General features: G+C 42.6%; 20 protein-coding genes and 1 tRNA gene. 5 read left to right on the top strand and 16 right to left on the bottom strand.

Annotated features, from left to right (window positions below):
* Nucleotides 1–123: 123 nt before the first annotated feature.
* Nucleotides 124–870, bottom strand: coding sequence for a 30S ribosomal protein S2 (gene rpsB / locus H9629_RS07380; protein ID WP_064096196.1), 747 nt, complete (start codon nucleotides 868–870; stop codon nucleotides 124–126).
* A gap of 207 nt (nucleotides 871–1,077) precedes the next feature.
* Here rpsB and map point away from each other — a divergent pair, with 207 nt between their 5' ends.
* Both map and H9629_RS07370 read left to right on the top strand, forming a co-directional pair.
* On the top strand, nucleotides 1,078–1,905 hold the full coding sequence (gene map / locus H9629_RS07375; RefSeq protein ID WP_191730816.1) for a type I methionyl aminopeptidase: 828 nt from the start codon (nucleotides 1,078–1,080) through the stop codon (nucleotides 1,903–1,905).
* A 255-nt stretch (nucleotides 1,906–2,160) separates the two neighbouring features.
* Nucleotides 2,161–3,396, top strand: coding sequence for a pyridoxal phosphate-dependent aminotransferase (locus H9629_RS07370; protein WP_191730815.1), 1,236 nt, complete (start codon nucleotides 2,161–2,163; stop codon nucleotides 3,394–3,396).
* A gap of 49 nt (nucleotides 3,397–3,445) precedes the next feature.
* On the opposite strand, the gene H9629_RS07365 is transcribed toward H9629_RS07370, so the two are convergent.
* Nucleotides 3,446–4,783 carry an MATE family efflux transporter gene (locus tag H9629_RS07365; protein WP_191730814.1) on the bottom strand — a complete coding sequence of 446 codons (1,338 nt, stop codon included), beginning with the start codon at nucleotides 4,781–4,783 and terminating at the stop codon, nucleotides 3,446–3,448.
* 786 nt (nucleotides 4,784–5,569) lie between these two features.
* Between H9629_RS07365 and H9629_RS07360 the strand changes: the two genes are divergently transcribed.
* Nucleotides 5,570–6,001, top strand: a complete 432-nt coding sequence (locus H9629_RS07360) for a PaaI family thioesterase (RefSeq protein WP_191730813.1) — start codon at nucleotides 5,570–5,572, stop codon at nucleotides 5,999–6,001.
* 27 nt (nucleotides 6,002–6,028) lie between these two features.
* Here the strand turns inward: H9629_RS07360 and H9629_RS07355 are convergent, their stop codons facing one another.
* Nucleotides 6,029–6,472: a hypothetical protein gene (locus H9629_RS07355; RefSeq protein ID WP_191730812.1), complete on the bottom strand. Its 444-nt coding sequence runs from the start codon at nucleotides 6,470–6,472 to the stop codon at nucleotides 6,029–6,031.
* A gap of 236 nt (nucleotides 6,473–6,708) precedes the next feature.
* Between H9629_RS07355 and H9629_RS07350 the strand changes: the two genes are divergently transcribed.
* Nucleotides 6,709–6,784, top strand: a tRNA-Asn gene (locus H9629_RS07350).
* 121 nt (nucleotides 6,785–6,905) lie between these two features.
* Here the strand turns inward: H9629_RS07350 and miaE are convergent.
* From miaE to H9629_RS07295, 11 genes are all read right to left on the bottom strand, one after another.
* Nucleotides 6,906–7,559, bottom strand: a complete 654-nt coding sequence (gene miaE, locus H9629_RS07345) for a tRNA-(ms[2]io[6]A)-hydroxylase (protein WP_191730811.1) — start codon at nucleotides 7,557–7,559, stop codon at nucleotides 6,906–6,908.
* Between the two features lie 15 nt (nucleotides 7,560–7,574).
* Nucleotides 7,575–8,300 carry a pyridoxine 5'-phosphate synthase gene (gene pdxJ, locus H9629_RS07340; RefSeq protein WP_064102770.1) on the bottom strand — a complete coding sequence of 242 codons (726 nt, stop codon included), beginning with the start codon at nucleotides 8,298–8,300 and terminating at the stop codon, nucleotides 7,575–7,577.
* Between the two features lie 13 nt (nucleotides 8,301–8,313).
* Nucleotides 8,314–9,024, bottom strand: a complete 711-nt coding sequence (gene recO / locus H9629_RS07335) for a DNA repair protein RecO (RefSeq protein WP_064102771.1) — start codon at nucleotides 9,022–9,024, stop codon at nucleotides 8,314–8,316.
* An 11-nt stretch (nucleotides 9,025–9,035) separates the two neighbouring features.
* Nucleotides 9,036–9,233, bottom strand: coding sequence for an NF038104 family lipoprotein (locus tag H9629_RS07330; protein ID WP_064102772.1), 198 nt, complete (start codon nucleotides 9,231–9,233; stop codon nucleotides 9,036–9,038).
* Between the two features lie 38 nt (nucleotides 9,234–9,271).
* On the bottom strand, nucleotides 9,272–10,300 hold the full coding sequence (gene era, locus H9629_RS07325; protein WP_064102773.1) for a GTPase Era: 1,029 nt from the start codon (nucleotides 10,298–10,300) through the stop codon (nucleotides 9,272–9,274).
* Nucleotides 10,300–10,998: a ribonuclease III gene (gene rnc / locus H9629_RS07320; protein WP_004279062.1), complete on the bottom strand. Its 699-nt coding sequence runs from the start codon at nucleotides 10,996–10,998 to the stop codon at nucleotides 10,300–10,302. Before rnc ends, era begins: the two co-directional genes overlap by 1 nt.
* Nucleotides 10,970–11,341 carry a DUF4845 domain-containing protein gene (locus H9629_RS07315; protein ID WP_191730810.1) on the bottom strand — a complete coding sequence of 124 codons (372 nt, stop codon included), beginning with the start codon at nucleotides 11,339–11,341 and terminating at the stop codon, nucleotides 10,970–10,972. Before H9629_RS07315 ends, rnc begins: the two co-directional genes overlap by 29 nt.
* Nucleotides 11,342–11,365: 24 nt before the next feature.
* Nucleotides 11,366–12,193, bottom strand: a complete 828-nt coding sequence (lepB, locus tag H9629_RS07310) for a signal peptidase I (protein ID WP_064096208.1) — start codon at nucleotides 12,191–12,193, stop codon at nucleotides 11,366–11,368.
* 20 nt (nucleotides 12,194–12,213) lie between these two features.
* Complete coding sequence (gene lepA / locus H9629_RS07305; RefSeq protein WP_004279065.1) at nucleotides 12,214–14,031, bottom strand: translation elongation factor 4; 1,818 nt, start codon at nucleotides 14,029–14,031, stop codon at nucleotides 12,214–12,216.
* A gap of 250 nt (nucleotides 14,032–14,281) precedes the next feature.
* Nucleotides 14,282–14,734 carry an acyl-CoA thioesterase gene (locus H9629_RS07300; protein WP_191730809.1) on the bottom strand — a complete coding sequence of 151 codons (453 nt, stop codon included), beginning with the start codon at nucleotides 14,732–14,734 and terminating at the stop codon, nucleotides 14,282–14,284.
* Between the two features lie 120 nt (nucleotides 14,735–14,854).
* The gene (locus H9629_RS07295; RefSeq protein WP_191730808.1) at nucleotides 14,855–16,240 is read right to left on the bottom strand and encodes a Do family serine endopeptidase; all 1,386 of its coding nucleotides are present in this window, start codon (nucleotides 16,238–16,240) and stop codon (nucleotides 14,855–14,857) included.
* 235 nt (nucleotides 16,241–16,475) lie between these two features.
* Between H9629_RS07295 and nadB the strand changes: the two genes are divergently transcribed.
* Nucleotides 16,476–18,104: an L-aspartate oxidase gene (gene nadB, locus H9629_RS07290; RefSeq protein ID WP_191730807.1), complete on the top strand. Its 1,629-nt coding sequence runs from the start codon at nucleotides 16,476–16,478 to the stop codon at nucleotides 18,102–18,104.
* 111 nt (nucleotides 18,105–18,215) lie between these two features.
* Here nadB and H9629_RS07285 read toward each other — a convergent pair whose 3' ends face one another.
* Entirely contained in the window at nucleotides 18,216–18,632 is a 417-nt protein-coding gene (locus H9629_RS07285; protein WP_191730806.1) for a PaaI family thioesterase, read from the bottom strand.
* Between the two features lie 96 nt (nucleotides 18,633–18,728).
* Nucleotides 18,729–19,328 (bottom strand): dTMP kinase, encoded by a 600-nt coding sequence (tmk, locus tag H9629_RS07280; RefSeq protein ID WP_191730805.1) that lies wholly within the window; start codon nucleotides 19,326–19,328, stop codon nucleotides 18,729–18,731.
* Nucleotide 19,329: the final 1 nt, after the last annotated feature.

The following is a 19,329-nucleotide window of genomic DNA, read 5'->3' as shown; positions in this document are numbered from 1 at the left end:
TAGAAAATGAATTCTTTTTAGAACAGAAACGGCCCAGAGGAGTTCTCATGGGCCGCCTGCATACATAACGCTTACTTTGCCACCATCACATGTCGCAAGAATGACAAGCTAGCGTCAAACGCATTAAGCCTCAGAAGCTGGAGCTTCTTCTGCTTTAGCTTGTGCATTTGCTTGTGATTGAGCGTATTCTTTACCAGCAATAATCGCATCAGCCATAGCAGAAGCATAAAGAGTTACTGCACGGATCGCATCATCGTTACCCGGAATAACGTAGTCTACGTTGTCTGGGTTAGAGTTTGTATCAACGATACCGATTACAGGAATACCAAGGTTCTTAGCTTCTTTGATTGCAATCGCTTCGTGATCAACGTCGATTACGAACAATGCGTCAGGTAAACCACCCATGTTTTTAACGCCGCCTAAGCCACGCTCAAGTTTTTCCATCTCACGAGTACGCTCTAGAGCTTCACGTTTAGTGAGCTTAGCGAAAGTACCGTCTTGAGATTGAGTTTGAAGGTCTTTTAAACGGTTGATAGATTGGCGAAGTGTTTTCCAGTTCGTCAACATACCACCTAACCAGCGGTGATCTACGTATGGTTGACCAGCGCGTTGAGCTTGTTCACGGATGATTGCAGAAGCTGCACGCTTAGTACCAACGAACAAAACTTTGTTCTTTTTGCTAGCCAAGTTGTTTGCAAAGTTCAAAGCATCATTTAACGCAGGAACAGTGTGCTCAAGGTTAATGATGTGAATTTTGTTGCGCGCACCAAAGATGTATTCACGCATCTTTGGATTCCAGAAACGAGTTTGGTGACCAAAGTGCGCGCCAGCTTGAAGAAGGTCGCGCATGCTTACGTTGTAATCTGCCATTTTCTTTACCTTAAAGTTTGGGTTAGGCCTCCATATACCCGCATTCTCCACCCCAAAGGGCACCCAGAGTAATGTGTCGATATATGTGCGGATTTTTTTGCCTCATCGCACAAAGCCCGTGAAATTTATTCACGAAAAAGCATTTGATAAAATGGGCGGCTATTTATACCATAGTCACACACAAATTTCCAAAAGTTTTTAGAGATCATGAACAACACTTATCAAGCTCCACGTCGACTTATCAAAACCCCTGACGAAATTGAAAAAATGCGTGTAGCGGGGCGACTGGCGGCAGAAGTTTTGGATATGATCAAACCGCATATTGTTCCTGGTGTTACTACACTGGAACTTGATACGATTTGTCATGACTATATTGTCAATCAGCAGCAGGCCATTCCAGCATGTTTAGGCTATGGTGCTGCACCGGGTCGACCTGCCTTCCAACATTCGATTTGTACCTCTGTGAACCACGTGGTATGTCACGGCATTCCATCAGACAGCAAAAAATTGAAAAAAGGCGACATCCTGAATATTGATGTGACCGTGATTAAAGATGGCTATCATGGTGACACCAATATGATGTACATCGTCGGTGGTGAAACCACGATCCTTGCCAACCGTCTATGTAATGTAGCCCAAGAAGCTATGTACCGTGGTATTGAAACTGTAAAACCGGGCTCAACCATTGGTGATATCGGTCATGCCATTCAGCAGTATGTTGAATCCGAACGTTTTGGCGTAGTACGTGAATATTGTGGACATGGGATTGGTACGACTTTCCATGATGAACCGCAAGTCCTGCATTATGGCCAGCCAGAGTCCGGTATGATCCTTGAAGAAGGCATGACCTTTACCATTGAACCGATGGTCAATGGGGGCGACTGGAAAACCAAACTATTAGGTGATAAGTGGACAGTGGTCACCAAAGACCATTCATTGTCAGCACAATACGAACATACAGTTCTAGTAACCAAAACTGGTGTGGAAATTTTGACAGCACGTCCAGAAGAGGATTTGTCACGCTTTACGGCATAACTACAATCTTAGTGCAGCACAATGGCCACTTTAAAGTGGCCATTTTTATTTTATATTTCATGCATCCACATGCATGACCGAGATGTATCAAGTCTCTTCTCTCCTACTCCGAGCATATCGAAATTCAAGATAAAGTTCGGTCAATACACCATTTTTTCCTTAAAGTTTTCTAAATTCTTTTGCCCTATCTGCACCATTTTAGGCTAAGATAATGTGCTTTTTATTTTTTTATCCCTAGTAAGAAGGAATACTGCCGTGGACGTACGTCTCTCTGATCGTGTGAATGCCATCAAACCGTCCCCTACGCTTGCTGTGACTAACAAAGCTGCTGAATTAAAAGCTGCAGGTCATAACGTGATTGGTTTGGGCGCAGGTGAACCAGATTTTGATACCCCTCAACACATCAAAGATGCAGCAATTGCAGCAATTAACAACGGTTTCACCAAATACACCGCTGTTGACGGTACGCCAGGTCTTAAAAAAGCCATTATTGCCAAATTCAAACGTGACAATAACCTTGAATATGCTGCAAACCAGATCCTAGTATCTTGTGGTGGTAAGCAATCATTCTTTAACTTAGCTTTGGCTTTGTTAAATAAAGGCGATGAAGTGATTATTCCTGCACCATTTTGGGTAAGCTACCCAGACATGGTCATCATCGCTGAAGGTGTACCTGTAATTGTGAAATGTGGTGAAGAGCAACGCTTCAAAATCACGCCTGAACAATTAGAAGCTGCAATCACTGACAAAACTCGTCTAGTGGTATTAAACAGCCCTTCTAACCCTACAGGTATGATCTATACTAAAGAAGAACTTCTTGCTTTGGCTGAAGTACTGCGTAAATACCCAGAAGTATTTATCGCATCTGATGACATGTACGAACCAATCCGTTGGGAGGACGAGTTCTACAACATCGCAACAGTTGCACCTGACCTTTACGACCGTACAATCGTATTGAATGGTGTGTCTAAAGCATATGCAATGACTGGCTGGCGTATCGGCTACGCAGCGGGCCCTGCTAAACTGATTGGTGCGATGAAGAAAATCCAGTCTCAATCTACTTCGAACCCAACTTCAATTTCGCAAGTTGCTGCTGAAGCTGCATTGAATGGCCCCCAAGACGTGCTTGAGCCAATGATTGAAGCATTCAAACGCCGTCATGACCTGGTTGTAAATGGCTTGAATGACATCAAAGGTATTTCTTGCCTACCTGCTGATGGTGCTTTCTATGCATATGCAAACATCAAACCGTTAATTCGTGCCAAAGGTCTTAAATCTTGCACAGAATTCTCTGCTTGGTTACTGGAAGAAACTGGTGTTGCAGTGGTTCCTGGTGATGCATTCGGTCTAGGCGGCTTCATGCGTATCTCTTACGCAACTGCCGACGAAGTACTGGTAGATGCACTGGCACGTATCAAGAAAGCTGCTGATTCTATCGAAGGCGTAGATGAAGCAATTGCTTCAATCGAAGCTGAAAAAGCTGCCAAATAATCTGACTGAAACATCAGATTTGAAAAACCCGCGAAATTCGCGGGTTTTTTTATGTGCGACGAATATAATATCGATACTTTAGGCTCAGGCATAGCAAACATAAACAGGCAGCAACCGTATAGGCAATAGCAAGCATCCACCAAAAGCCATATATTCCCAAAGCATTGAAATCAATATTCATAAATGAAATAGGATGATAGGCAATATACCAGCCGCCACCCAAACCAAGCACCAGAACTGTAGTGGTAAAAATAAACATGGGCAACACCACTTCTTTCCAGCAGCGCAGCATATTGACACTAATCACCAGAATGGCATCAAAGATATGCATCCAACACACGAGCATCATCAAACTGAATGCCACCGCCAATACCTGCTGGTCACCACTAAATAAAGCAATAATCCAACGCTGAAATATCCAGACAAAACTAGCAAGGCACAATCCAATCGACAGAACAACTACCACTGCTTTTTTGCTTAACTGCCATGCTGATTCAATATGTTCTGCACCAATTTTCGTCGATACCAAAATACTAAAGGCAGATCCCATTGACAGCGGCACCATAAACATCAAGCCCAACAGACCCAGCATAATTTGATGGGAATTTATAACAATGTCACCCAAGGGTAAAATCAGCAGTGCAATCGCACTGACTGCAAATACATCCACAAACGTGACAATACCATTAGGCACACCAATTCTGAGAATTTTAACTAGAGTAGCCCAATGTAAAAATGTGCCTGACCATTGAATTCTTAATTTTTTCTCTAGAAATACAAAATAATAAATAAATAACATTAACCATTGTATAATCAAGCTTGAAATAAAAGCACCTTGCACACCGTAAGCAGCAATGTAACCTTCAATACCAAAAATCAAGCAATATCCTAATAAAACCTTGAAAATCAAATATAAAATGTTAGCATAAAATACCCGTTTAGCCTGTCCACAAGTTTGCGTCAGAATATATAAAATACGTAATAAAAGGTGTCCTGGAATTATCCATGCCATTAACATCAAACATGGTGTAATCAGGGCTTGCAGTTCATCATCGGCTTTTAAAAGATTGAGTAAGGGTGTGGCATGGGTAAATAGCCAAGCCGCAAAAACAGACACGATAAGTACGATCAAAACACCTTGTTTCACAATCCGCTGTATATCAGAAAAAGCCTGTCTCCCCTTGGCCTCAGCCAGTTCTTGCATCATGCCTTGCAGAATTCCAATCCCTGAAACAAAACACAATGAATAAATTGAAAGACACACAGCCATAGCAGCAACATGCTGAGATGAAAAATGTGACAGGAAAATCACATCGAATAAACCACTTAGCATAATAATGGCATTACTGAGAAAAATAGGCACCCAAAGATGCAAAAACTGTTTCATTACCCTAGCACTCGATTTTTAATTTTTTTATAAATTTTCGTTTTTTGGCAGATTATTTAAAACTGAGATATATCAGTAAAAATATATACCATTATTGTGCCATAAATCTTTAAATTTATTAATTTTATAGAAAATATTCATGCAACCGCCTTCAATTTTTCTTCTGAAGAAGAATAATTCGATTAGTTTAGAAATTGCAATTTATTCTTTTGAGTTTTTAATCGCTCTACGAAAATAGAGTTTGACCCTTTTACAGGAATCGTATTTTTTACTTGCGGGTTTATAATGATTTATTGAGAGCTTTAGCTTCATATTGAATATTTTCGCCAGATACAACAGATTCATTCTTTACTTATCTTAATCTTATTATTTCCAGGAATTAGGCTGCTGAAACATAACAATAATTTCAGCTCTTGTCGTTTTTTCTAGGATTATTCCGCCCATTCGAAAATATTGGTGACTGATAAATGCTGCTGGTCAATAAAATGAATATTCTTTATATCAACAGACATTCAAGTTCCATCAGGTCTGAGGGCGACTCATCGAACAATGATATGCTACCACTTCGTGGTTTTTAAGCTCTACTTCAAATTGAGAAGCACCGCATAAAAATTTTGCTTTCATGGCTGTTTCTCGTCGGTATTATTATTTTTAATCATTTTACTATATTGGCTATACGTAAAAACCTTTATACATTTCCTTATACAATCTTTAATTTGTTAATCCAATACCCCTCTCTATAAAATATAAGTTCCAAACTAGAAATTAAAATAATAAGGACAAGCAATGGATATTAAGAATCTTTCAGGTTTTGAAATGATACAAGCGATGATGGATGGAAAAATTCCCGCACCAACCATGAGCCAAACCATTCCAATGCGCCCCACCTTAATTGAAAGTGGTGAGATCACGTTCGAGGTACAAGCAGATCAACACCATTTAGACCCGCTGGGTAATGTACACGTGGGTTTTGCTGCGACTGTACTGGATACCGTAACAGGCTGTGCAATTCATACACTTTTAGAAGCAGGCGCCAAATATGGCACTGTTGATCTCAATATTAAAATGTGTCGTCCCATCCCGCAAAATAAACCGTTAAATGCCATTGGCAAGGTCATTAACCTCGGTGAAAAACTAGGAATCTCAGAAGGAAAAATCATCGATGAAAATGGCGAGCTTTATGCTTATGCAACAGCCGCCTGTGTGATTACACGTTAAATCGAGGCAGCTTCCCTAATCAGGGATTTACAGTATCCCCCATCCTGTCTGCGCCACTTTGGCAGGTTTGGGGCGGGTCAGAGCACAATATTCGAAATAATGTTTGGAGACATTTGCAACACTCAGTTTCTGGGTCTGCGCAGAGGAGACCTGCCAAACTTTAGACTGATTTGTACCAGTTAGTAGATTGCCTGAAATGGCATAAATAATGAGCTCTTTTGGTCGTGTTTCAGGCATATTCAGGAATACTTCAAAGCTGAATTGGCGTTCTTTTTCAACCAGCCATTTTTCTGCAAACCACAATTGTAGCAAGTCGCCCAAGTACAACTGCTTAGCCGCAAATGGCCATAAATCAATTTTCGCATCTGCAACAGGGGTAAAATACTGTGCAGAATCTTGAATGATTTCGAGATAATGATCTTGATAAAAAGATAGTTGCGAGAAAATTTGAGGGATGGTGAGCGTATTCATTCGCTTTCTCCGGTTTAGCCATTTTTGTGCTGGCAAGTAGGTTTAAATCCACACTGTTTGACCATCTGGTCAAACGACTTTATATTTTTAATCTAGCAAGTGATATTTATTCTGACAAGCTTTTTTTATGAATTTTATATGATTGTTTAAATTAAAATCATATAAATTGAATTTGTTAGAAATATGACAGTTTTTGCTTGACCCCTGCTGAAATCTCTCTATAATCGCATTCAGATTCTCCCATAGCTCAGTCGGTAGAGCGACGGACTGTTAATCCGCAGGTCCCTGGTTCGAGCCCAGGTGGGAGAGCCAAATTCAAGAAAGCCCAAGCATTTAAGACTTGGGCTTTTTTATTGCCTGAGATTTACCAACCCTCATCAGAAAATAAAAATCCCCCAGTCAATGGAGGATTTTCTTAATCTTAATATAGCTTCTAAGCTGCTTTGGTAGGCACACCACTATGGAAGCGGAACATATCATCAGGGCTTAAAATCAGATTCTTTTCCACTTCTCTGATATGCTCAATCCGTGCCTGAATATCCTCTTTTGGATTTTTCAGCTTCGCCTCTCTTGCCACATCTATCGCCAAGGCCAAATAGTCCTCAAAATGACGCGATTCAGACTTGAGCAAGTAACGGTAATAACGCCCCAGCTCTTCATCAACATGCGGTGCAAGTGCATAGAAACGTTCACAGGAGCGTGCTTCTACAAATGAACCAATCACCAACACATCAATCAGTGCTTCTGGCTCATAAGTACGGATTTCTTTACGCAAGCCACCGGCATAACGTCCTGCACTGAGACCAGTCCACTGCTGACCACGTTTTGCCATTAGTTCAAGTACCTGCTCATAATGCAGCATTTCTTCACGGACCAGCTGTGCCAGCTTGACCTGCAAATCCACAAAGAAACTGTAACGGAACATCAGGTTCATCGCGGTACTGGCGGCTTTCTTTTCACAGTTGGCATGGTCTTGCATCAAAATATCTAAATTTTTTAATGCTTCATCCACCCAGGCTTTAGGAGTTTCACAACCCAGGAAACCAATCACAGGCTTCATGAGTTCATCGTAATCATTATTTGACATATGTTTCTTGAAATCTTAACGCGCAGCTTTAATTGCAGCCTTCATTTGTTGTACAGCTTGCGCCAGACCAACAAAAACTGCATCTGCAATAATTGAGTGACCAATATTTAATTCATGAATTTGCGGAATCGCAGCAATCGGAGTGACATTTTCCAGATTCAGACCATGACCTGCATTCACCACCAGACCTTTAGATGCAGCATATTCAGCACCTTTCACAATGCGTTCAAGTTCCGCTTGTTGCGCTTCTGGAGTTTCTGCATCGGCATAGGCACCAGTATGGATTTCAATCGTCGGTGCACCGCAAGCAACTGCAGCATCAATCTGGGCAATGTCTGCATCAATAAATAACGACACATCACAGCCAATCGCAGTCAGTTCTTGAGTGGCTTTTTTCACATCTTCAAAATGGCCAACCACATCCAGACCACCTTCAGTAGTCACTTCCTGGCGCTTTTCAGGCACGAAACAGACATGCTGCGGTTGAATTTCTTTAGCAAAAGCGACCATTTCATCCGTCACCGCCATTTCCAGATTCATATGCGTGGTCAATACCGGACGCATACGACGTACATCATCATCCTGAATATGACGACGGTCTTCGCGCAAATGCAGGGTAATGCCCTCTGCCCCCGCCTGTTCGCAGATCAATGCAGCATTGACTGGGTCTGGGTACGTCGTACCACGTGCTTGTCTTAAAGTTGCGACATGGTCAATATTGACACCAAGTAATGCAGCCATAATATTTTCCTAACTACGATTGAGATTGAGAATTTTGGATCCACAATTGCCGACTTTTGAGTGGTCGATCACCGAGTAAGGCAGTGATGACCTGTCGATAAAGCTTCGTCAATAATTGTAACTGTTCTGGATTAAAATCCCTACCATTTTCATGGCTCAGCATAGTTAAAATCTGCTGTCCAGACATGGTCGAACGTGAAACTTTGGCAGAGGGCATGAAACCATCATTAAGCTGAAAATAGTAATGTTGCTCAGGATTAATCTGCGCCTGATTGGCATCGACTGAAAAATCCAGACCATAGCCAAGTTCTTCCAACAAGATATGTTCAAATTGACGCAAGATCTGCTTGAGATAAGTATTCGGATCAATTTGCGTAGAAAGCTGCTGCAAGGCCACTAGAGTTTCGCCATATTTGGCAAAAGTTTGCGGCATTTCGACTTCAAGTGGGCACAGTCGCAGCAGAATCTCATTCAGATAAAATCCTGAAAAGAATGCATCCCCGAAAAAGAAAATGGGCTGATTAACAATTTCCAGCTTCGTAAAATTTTTGAGTTCTGACTTACCTGAGGCTTGCAAACGAATGGGCTGATATTGTGGCGGCGGCGTCTGCCTTAAAATTCCGTCAATACGGCCATATTCCTGAGTAAATAAATGTACGATATGGCTGCGATCGCGATATTTGCGATGATGAATTAAATATCCATGCAGTACTTCATTACGCATAGATTACTTCTTTAATCTTTATTCTTTTTTGATTTTTTCTCATCTTCTTCGTCATCCCCATCAGGAATGACGGCACCCACAACAGCCGCAGTGCCTTTGACTGCGACTTTTGTGGTTTTATAAGCCACTTTGACAGGAACCGTGACTACTTTATGAATGCAGCCTTGCAGAAATACAATACATGTAACGACTGCTAACACTTTTATCATCACGGCATTCCTTAAAGGGTCTTACAAATTTTTATCGCTTAGATATCACTATAACCTAAACTTTTTAATGCACGCTCATCATCAGACCAGCCACCTTTAACTTTCACCCAAAGCGTCAGCATGATTTTCTGTTCGAACATTTTTTCCATATCGAGACGCGCATCCATACCGATTTTTTTCAGTTTGACACCTTTCTCACCAATCACAATCGCTTTCTGGCTCGGGCGATCGACAAAAATCGTGGCATCAATATAGGTACAGGCGGCTTTCATACGACCGGTTTTTTCATTCAAGACCGGTTCTTCAGTTTTAAATGATTCTATCTGAACGGTCAAATCGTACGGAAGCTCCTCACCCAACTGACGCATGATCTTTTCACGGATAATTTCAGATGCCAGGAAACGCTCTGAACGATCGGTCAGTTGATCCAGCGAATACAGTGGTGGCTGGAATGGAAGATACTTGGCAATCGTGTCACGTAAATGTTCAAGATTGGCACCACGAAGCGCAGATACCGGCACGATTTCCGCAAAGTTCATCAGCTTTTCGCGTTCACGAATAAGCGGCAAAGCTTCGTTCTTGTTTTCAAAGGTGTCCAGCTTGTTGATCACCAGAATCACTGGCATTTCAGCGTTTTTCAGCTTTTCCAGAACCAGGTCATCATTCGGTGTCCATTTCTGGGCATCTACTACAAATAGCACCAGATTAACATCACGCAGTGCAGAGTGCGCTGCACGGTTCATCATTTTATTGATGGCACGTACTTCTTTTTTATGCATCCCTGGAGTATCGACAAATACTGCCTGAGATTTTTCACGTGAATCAATTCCCACAATTTTATGACGTGTGGTTTGTGGCTTACGTGAAGTAATCGAAAGTTTCTGTCCCAAAATATGGTTCATCAATGTGGATTTACCCACGTTTGGACGACCGACAATAGCAACAAAACCACTGCGGTAATCCGATGGAATCTCAGTGCCTTGTGCACTAAAAAATTGATTTACCAGGTCGTGACTGTCGCTTTGCGACTCGTGATCAGCATCAATGTGATCGGAATGAGTAGTCATTAAGACTTATGCTCCAAAAGTTTCAAAATATCCGCCGCAACGGCTTGTTCAGCAAAACGCCGGCTCGCACCTTCGCCTTGCATAGTCGGTAATCCCGCAATCTGGCATTCCACTTTAAAATGCTGATTGGGTGCATCACCTTGAATATCCACAACCTCGTAAACCGGGAGAGGTTTCTTACGTGCTTGTAAATACTCTTGTAAGCGGGATTTAGGGTCTTTAAGCTGGTCTGTCGGCTCAATATGGTCTAAATAGGGTTCATACCATTTTAACACAATCGGTTCTAGCACGGTGAGATCACCGCAGTCGACATAGATCGCACCAATAATAGCTTCTACCGTATCTGCCAGTATAGACTCACGATGATGACCACCAGATTTCAATTCACCGGTACTGAGAATTAAATTCTGGCTCAGTTTTAAATCATTGGCGATTTTTCCTAATGCTTCCTGACGAACCAAGGTGGCACGCATACGCGTCAACCGGCCTTCATTTTCGCTTGGATAGGCATTAAAAAGATAATTCGCAATAATCATCCCTAAAAGCGAATCGCCCAGAAATTCCAGGCGTTCGTAGTTGTGTTTATGACTGACTGAACGATGAGTCAATGCCAGTTTCAGCAAATCAGCCTGTTTAAACTGATAGCCGATTCGTTTGGCAAGACGTTCATCATTTAGCTTTGACTGTGCTTTGATCAAACTCTTTCTCAAACTTCATCACTAAATCGATATTCATTATGAAATTTTTACGAATTTCATAATTCTTTCTTACGACCATCGCTTGCGCATTATCGAGAATAACATTCTGTTTAATGTCAAAATTACGAATATTATTCATCTCTAAACGCTTAGACAGATCAGAATTAAATTTCTCCGGCGTGATATTTGCAGGAGCACTTTTTAACAGCGCCTCAATCTCACCATCGACCATACGATCATCAAAGTATGGCCCCCACACCGCAATCGCCACTTTTGCAAGAAATGCAAAGCCCACGATTGCAATTAAAACCCCAATATAAGAAGCACCTTGTTGATGTCTCATTTTTTATTTTCCTGCTTGAAACAATTAATCAATTGTTCCGTTTCGACTAAACGATGGCAATTTAAAGCCAGGTTCTTTATGCATCCAGATATAGAATGCACGACCTGTTAAGTTTTCTTCCGGAACAAGCCCCCAGAAACGACTGTCAGCACTCTGATCGCGATTATCCCCCATCGCGAAGTAGTGACCTTCTGGCACTGTTACTTCCCAATATAAACCATTTTCACCTGAATATTTACCATTTTCCAGATAGTTAATATAAGGTGCCTGACGAGCAACATTAACCCCTTCCAGCTCACGCATGGTAAAAGTATGTTCACCCAGGGTTTCTTTATGATAAATAGCTGTCGGTGTATCTAAACGGTCTTTTTCGCGGCTAAACTCAACCGGAACTTTTGCTACTTTTTTTCCATTAATACTCAGCTGACCATGATCATAAACAATATGATCACCTGGCAAGCCGACAATTCGTTTGATATAGCTGATGGAAGGTTGAGGCGGATAACGGAACACCGCGACATCACCACGTTCTGGACTACCAGTATCAATAATTTTGGTATTCACAATAGGCAGTTTGATGCCATAGTCGAACTTGTTCACCAGAATAAAGTCGCCAGTTTCCAGGGTCGGCACCATCGAATCGGATGGAATATTAAAAGGCTCATATAAAAATGAACGCAGGATTAGCACAATGGCAAGTACCGGCCAAAAATCATAAGCCCAAGTGATAATGAAATTCTCGTTACCCTTGCCCCGGGTTTGCCTTTGTTTCAAGACAAACTTGTCTAGCAACCATACTGCGACAAAAAACAGAGTCGCAGGCACAAGAATCAAATTAAAATCAAAATCCATGGGCTTATATCCTTATTATTTTAGCGTTCGACTTTTAATACGGCTAAGAACGCTTCTTGCGGGATTTCTACACTACCCACCTGTTTCATGCGCTTCTTACCTTCTTTCTGTTTAGACAGAAGTTTTTTCTTACGTGACACGTCACCACCATAACATTTCGCCAATACGTTTTTACGCATGGCTTTTACAGTAGAACGGGCAATGATTTGCGCCCCAATTGCCGCCTGAATCGCCACATCAAACATTTGACGTGGAATCAAGTCTTTCATCTTTTCAACCAATGCAATACCACGATGGCGTGCATCGTTACGGTGACAGATCATCGCCAAGGCATCGACTTTTTCCCCATTGATCAAGACATCTACTTTGACTAAAGAGGAGCTTTCAAAACGGACAAAGTTATAGTCGAGAGAGGCAAAACCACGTGAACATGACTTCAATTTATCAAAGAAGTCCATGACCACTTCGGCCATTGGAATTTCGAAAGTAATTGAAACCTGATTCGCCATAAACTTCATATCTTTTTGCACACCACGGCGCTCAACACACAATGTCATGACGTTACCTAGGTATTCTTGCGGCACAAGGATATGACATTCAGCAATCGGTTCACGTAAATCTTCAACCGTTGAACCATCTGGCATTTTGGATGGGCTGTCGATATAAATTGTCTGGCCATTCTTCATCACCGCTTCATAAATTACGGTTGGCGCAGAAGAAATCAGGTCAAGATCGTACTCACGTTCCAGACGTTCCTGTACGATCTCCATGTGCAACATACCCAAGAAGCCACAACGGAAACCGAAACCCAGTGCATCTGAACTTTCAGGTTCAAAGAACAAGGCCGAGTCATTGATTTGTAGCTTATGCAAAGCTTCACGGAAAGGTTCAAAATCGCTGGCATCAATCGGGAATAGACCAGCATAAACCTGCGGTTTCACCTTTTTGAAGCCCGGCAATGTTGCCACTTCAGGTGTGGTTGCCAAGGTAATCGTATCACCGACTGGCGCACCGAAAATATCTTTGATACCGGCAATGACAAAACCAACTTCACCCGCTTCCAACATACCTGTTTCAGTATGTTTCGGGTTAAAGATCCCCACAGAAGTAATGATGTGCGTTTGACCTGTTGATTTAATCAACATCTTGTCGCCTTTACGCACACGACCCTGCTTGACGCGTACCAGAGAAACGACACCCAGGTAGTTATCAAACCATGAATCTACAATCAGGGCTTGCAATGGTGCTTCACGATCACCTTCCGGTGCAGGAATTACATTGACCAGTGTTTCAAGCACACCCTCAATACCCAAACCTGTTTTTGCAGAACAGGTCGGGGCTTCTGTAGCTTCAATTCCAATAATATCTTCAATTTCCTGAATCACACGTTCAGGCTCAGCTTGCGGCAAGTCAATCTTGTTCAATACCGGGAGTACTTCCAGACCTTGCTCAATTGCGGTATAGCAGTTGGCAACCGACTGTGCTTCTACGCCCTGCGCAGCATCTACCACCAGCAATGCACCTTCACAGGCAGCGAGCGAGCGTGATACTTCATAAGAGAAGTCGACGTGTCCCGGCGTATCAATAAAGTTCAACTGATACTCTTGACCATTGGGATGAGTATAGTACAAGGTTACCGAAGTGGCTTTAATGGTAATCCCACGTTCGCGCTCAAGCTCCATTGAGTCAAGGACTTGAGCCTGCATTTCACGATCTTGCAAGCCGCCACAAGTTTGAATAAAGCGATCCGCTAGGGTCGATTTACCGTGGTCAATGTGCGCAATAATCGAGAAGTTACGAATGTTTTTAATATCAACAGATTTTTTAGCTTGCGCCATGGGTTACCTTGAGAAAAAACGCGCTATGTAATTTAAAAATATTACATAACAAAAGCCGAATAGAAATTGCGAAGGATTATAGCAGAATGGTGATCTAGAAAAAGAATTATATTTTTTCCTTTATTCCCTATGTCGCATACATATCAGTCAGATGAAGTCTGGATCACCATGATTAGAAAATAGTTCCCCAACTCCCCTTCTTCCTCAATATTATCCAGATGTACTGCTCAAACTGGAAAATTTTGTCTCATTAATCCAAATGTAAACTTGAAAAATCAAAAGGATTTATATGTTCTGAAAGTGGCTGATAAGCCTGGGTAAATGTCGGTGACATGCGTTTTGGGCGCCCTGTGGCCATTTCAATACAGGCCCATTGAGTACTGCCGGTAAACAACAGGGTCTGATCCTGGGGCCGATAAAATGCGTATTGTCTAAAGGAATACAGGGCATTAAGATCATTCAGCCAGGTGCGCAGAATAATCTCATCGCCTTCAAAAGCCGCCTTACGGTATTGCACCTGATGCTCAACCGCGACCATGGCATGTTTCAGTTCCACATATTGCTTTAATCCCAAGCCCAGTTTTTCAATATGAGCTGATGCGACATCCTGCATCCATTGCACATAGATCACATTGTTCACATGACCTAATCCATCAATATGTTTGGCTTGAACCTTTAAAGCAAGATCAAAAATACCGCTCACTTTGCTATTATCCTTTCCATGATTTTAAGGTTATAGAGTCTACCGAATTTATCGCTGGGGTAAATTGCAAAAAATAAAAAACCGCTTCTACAAGCGGTTTTTCAAGAAAATCCAGCAATCTTATGAGATACGCATGCCGACTACCGCAAGCTGACCCTGACGGATCAAGGTCACGCGCGCAATGCTACCCTTTTTCAGTTCAGACACCTCTTGCACAAACTGATTAGAATTCAGTACTTTCTGATTATTAATTTGCGTGATCACATCATTCGGCATAATTCGTGCCTGTGCCGCAATACCCCCCGGTCGTACATCCTGAATCACTACCCCACCTTTGATTTCTAACTGCGCTAACTCTGCCGGACTAAGATCACGAATTGAAACCCCGATTATTGGTCCTTTATTCGGCTGAGCCTGTGTGCCTGCTTTTGCTGGCGTATCATCTGGTGCCGCACTTAAAGTCGCTGAAAGACTACGACGTTTATCATCACGCAAGATTTCAAGCTGTACCTGCTGCTGGGGTGCAGTACGGTTCAGATAGTTCAACAATTCACTGGTACGTGAAATTGGGGTACCGTTGTATTTTAAAATGACATCACTGGCACGCAGACCTGCACGTGCAGCCGGAGAGTTTGGTGCAACCTGAGTTACCAGAGAACCTTCTGGTTTAGGCAGATTATAGGATTCAGCCAGGTTACGGTCGATATCCTGCAAACTTACGCCCAGATATGAACGCGTCACTTTACCATTCTTCTTCAATTGATCCGCAACTTCCATCGCGACATCAATCGGAATCGAGAAGGACAAACCCATATACCCACCGGTTCCACTAAATATCCGTGAGTTAACACCGACTACTTCACCACGCTGGTTAAACAGAGGGCCACCGGAATTACCTGGGTTTAGAGCTACATCAGTCTGGATAAAAGGGACTGCAGTTTCACCCATCATGTTGCGCATTTTGGCACTGACAATTCCGGCAGAAGCGGAATAATCAAAGCCAAATGGCGAACCAATGGCGAGTACAGGCTCACCAACACGTAAGCGTCCGACATCTCCTGTCCGTAATTCTGGAAAATTCGAGCCATTAACTTTAAGCAAAGCTACGTCAGTTCGTGCATCACTACCGACAACAGTGGCATCAATTTCACGACGGTCATTCAGGGTAATGGTGACTTTGGAAGCATCCTCAACCACATGATGATTGGTTAGCAGATAACCATCCTTACTGATAAAGAATGCACTGCCATAGCCCGTCTTTTCCTGTGGCATACGCTGCTGCGGAATAATCACCTGATTGCCAAAAAAGCGGCGCAGAATTTCTGGAACTTGTTGTTGTAAGAGCTCTTCTTCGCTCATTTTTTTAACGACATTGACACTGACTACAGCAGGACTGACCTGCTCCACCAGATTTGAAAAATCAACCGGCGTGACCGCCTGCAACTGTGCAGCACTCATGGTGAGGGTCGCTGCAAATAATCCTTTTTTTAAGTCTAGAATTTTCATATAAATTATTCACTCAAATTGTTGATAAATTTATGTAAATAGGTTTTATCACAAACACTGTAAAGTTTAAGTAATAATATGTTTCAAAACGTCTCTCTGGACAATATCTCATTATCAAAACCCTAAGTTAAGACTTTGATTAATTTTTTTCATCAATAAATGAGCACTTCAATGCTTGCCTTTTGCACAAAAAAGCGCTGTTATTACCAAACTTTTTTAAAATTAGCTGATGGACATGTCTCATTCATCTCTTACCCATCAATTTGACGTCATTATTGTGGGCAGCGGCGGTGCCGGTTTAAGCTTAGCCTTATCGCTCCCAGACCATTTTAATATTGCAGTCTTAGCGAAATCTACCCTGACAGATGCCAGTACCTTTTATGCACAAGGCGGGGTAGCCGCAGTCCTCGATGAAATGGACTCAATTGAACAGCATATTGATGACACCATGATTGCAGGTGCACAACTGTGTGAAATGGAAGCGGTAAAACAGACAGTAGAAGGTGGGAAACCGTCAGTTGAATTCTTGCTAAAACACGGCGTGCAATTTACCCTCGACGAACAGGAACAGTTACATCTTACCCGTGAAGGTGGTCATTCACAGCGCCGAATTATTCATGCTGCCGATGCCACGGGTCGAGCGATTTCCACTACTCTGGTCCAACGGGCTCAAGAAAAACAGAATATTAAAATCTTTGAAAATTATATTGCGATTGACCTGATCTGTTCACAAAAGCTGGGGTTAGACGGTAATAATCGTGCTCTGGGTTTATATGCCCTAGATGAACAAACTGAAAAAGTGCATACCTTCTTGGCCTCATTTACCGCCCTAGCCTGTGGCGGTGCCATGAAAGCTTATTTATATACTTCAAATCCGGACATTGCCACAGGTGATGGTATTGCCATGGCCTATCGTGCCGGCTGCCGGGTCGCCAATATGGAATTTAACCAGTTTCATCCGACCTGTCTTTATCATCCGCAAGCACGTTCTTTCCTGATTACTGAAGCAATGCGCGGCGAAGGCGCTTATCTGCGCCTGCCAGATGGCGAACGCTTTATGCTGCGTTTTGACGAGCGCGCGGAACTCGCACCGCGTGATATCGTGGCACGTGCCATCGACTATGAAATCAAGCGGCTCGGTATTCGGCATGTCTGGCTGGACATTACCCATAAAGATGAAAACTTTGTCAAAGAGCATTTCCCTACCCTGTACGCCCGTTTACTTGAACTAGGGATCGACATTACCAAGGACATGATTCCAGTTGTTCCGGCAGCCCATTACACCTGCGGTGGCGTGGTGGTCGATGAAAATAGTCAGACTGATATTGCCGGACTCTATGCAATTGGGGAAACCTCTTATACCGGCCTGCATGGTGCTAACCGTATGGCCAGTAACTCACTTTTAGAATGCTTTGTTTATGGTATGAGTGCGGCCGAACATATCCAAACTCATTTCAATCCTGCCTATACCTTTCCCGCAGTACCAGTTTGGGATGATTCCCAGGTAACCAACCCGGATGAGGATGTGGTGATTCTGCAAAACTGGGACGAGTTACGGCAAACCATGTGGAATTATGTCGGGATTGTACGTACGACGAAGCGTCTGGAACGTGCCTTGCATCGTATTGAAATGCTAAAAAAAGAAATCACCGAGTACTATCAGGATTATCAGGTTAGTAAAAACCTGATCGAGCTTCGTAATCTGGTGTTAGTGTCCGAGATGATTGTACGCTGTGCCATGCACCGTAAAGAATCTCGTGGTCTGCATTTCACGCTTGATTATCCAGCGCTATTGCCTGAACTACGCAAAACTGTACTTACCCCACCAAATTTTGAAGTCGAAACCCCACTGGTCAATATTTAAATAATCTGGGGAGATATGCTGATCGGCAGCATATCTCCTTTTATTTTTAAATTTTTATTTGCTTCAACTTAGCTTAGGCTATTTATAGCCAGTCTTCTAACTTTCAAATATTTAACGTTGTGGTGGAATTGAATATGTTCCGGTCACATGCGCCACAGGTTCTTCATGATCTATCGAATAAATCCAGACTTCTCCCACAATCAGCGCCTTACCGACCTTGATCAGCTTACATTCTCCGCGTATATCGGTTCCACCTGAAGGCTTACGTAAGAAATTGATATTCAAGTTAGTGGTCACGGCCAAACCGACCAATCCAATTTCACCCAGAATCGCAACATAAAGAGCAAAATCTGCCAAGGTCATCATGGTTGGACCAGAAACGGTGCCGCCTGGACGCAATTCCTCTGATCTCACCTGATACAGCAAAGTAGCTCCACGCGGAGAAATTTCCTCAATCCGGCACTTCTCCAGGCTTTGTGGAAACTCTTGTTGTAAAAATTGTTCTATTTCAGTTTTAGTCGTTCTCATATTATAAAAAATCTTCTATATTCATCTTAATATAGAAGATTTTTCACGAATCACCCTAGAGAAAACTCAAATAAAAAAAGTATTTTAAGACCCAGCTTATTTTAGATAACTTAAGGCCTGCTCAAATACCTGTTCAGGGGTTTGGGTCGCATCCAGACGTTTGATGCGTTCTGGATAACGTTGCCACAAGCTTTCATAACCTGCCCTCACTTTCTCAAAGAAAGTGACTTTCTCCTGTTCAAAACGATCCAGTGCCCCACGTTCACGTGCACGGTTCATTCCCAGCTCAATAGGGGCTTCTAACCAGAAGGTAATGTCTGGCATACGTGCAACAAAGTGGGTATTCAGTACCTGCAACTTGGTTTCACTCAGGCCCCTACCCGCGCATTGATAGGCAAAGCTGGCATCGCTAAAACGGTCACATAGCACAATCTTTCCGGCTTCTAATGCAGGCAGAATCACTTGTGCCAGATGCTGTGCACGTGCTGCATACATCAACAGTAACTCGGTATCATGTGCCATAGTTTCTTCATGATTCACTGTCAGCAATAGCGAACGAATCTGCTCGGCCATTAGTGTTCCCCCCGGTTCGCGAGTGAGAATAACGTCCTTGCCCTGTGCAATAAAATCTGCATAGATCGAACGAATGAGCGTAGTTTTACCCACACCTTCTGTGCCTTCAAAGCTAATAAACATA

The organism is Acinetobacter pecorum (genome assembly GCF_014837015.1).
Classification (GTDB): Bacteria; Pseudomonadota; Gammaproteobacteria; order Pseudomonadales; family Moraxellaceae; genus Acinetobacter; species Acinetobacter pecorum.
This window is presented reverse-complemented; position numbering and strand designations above follow the sequence as displayed.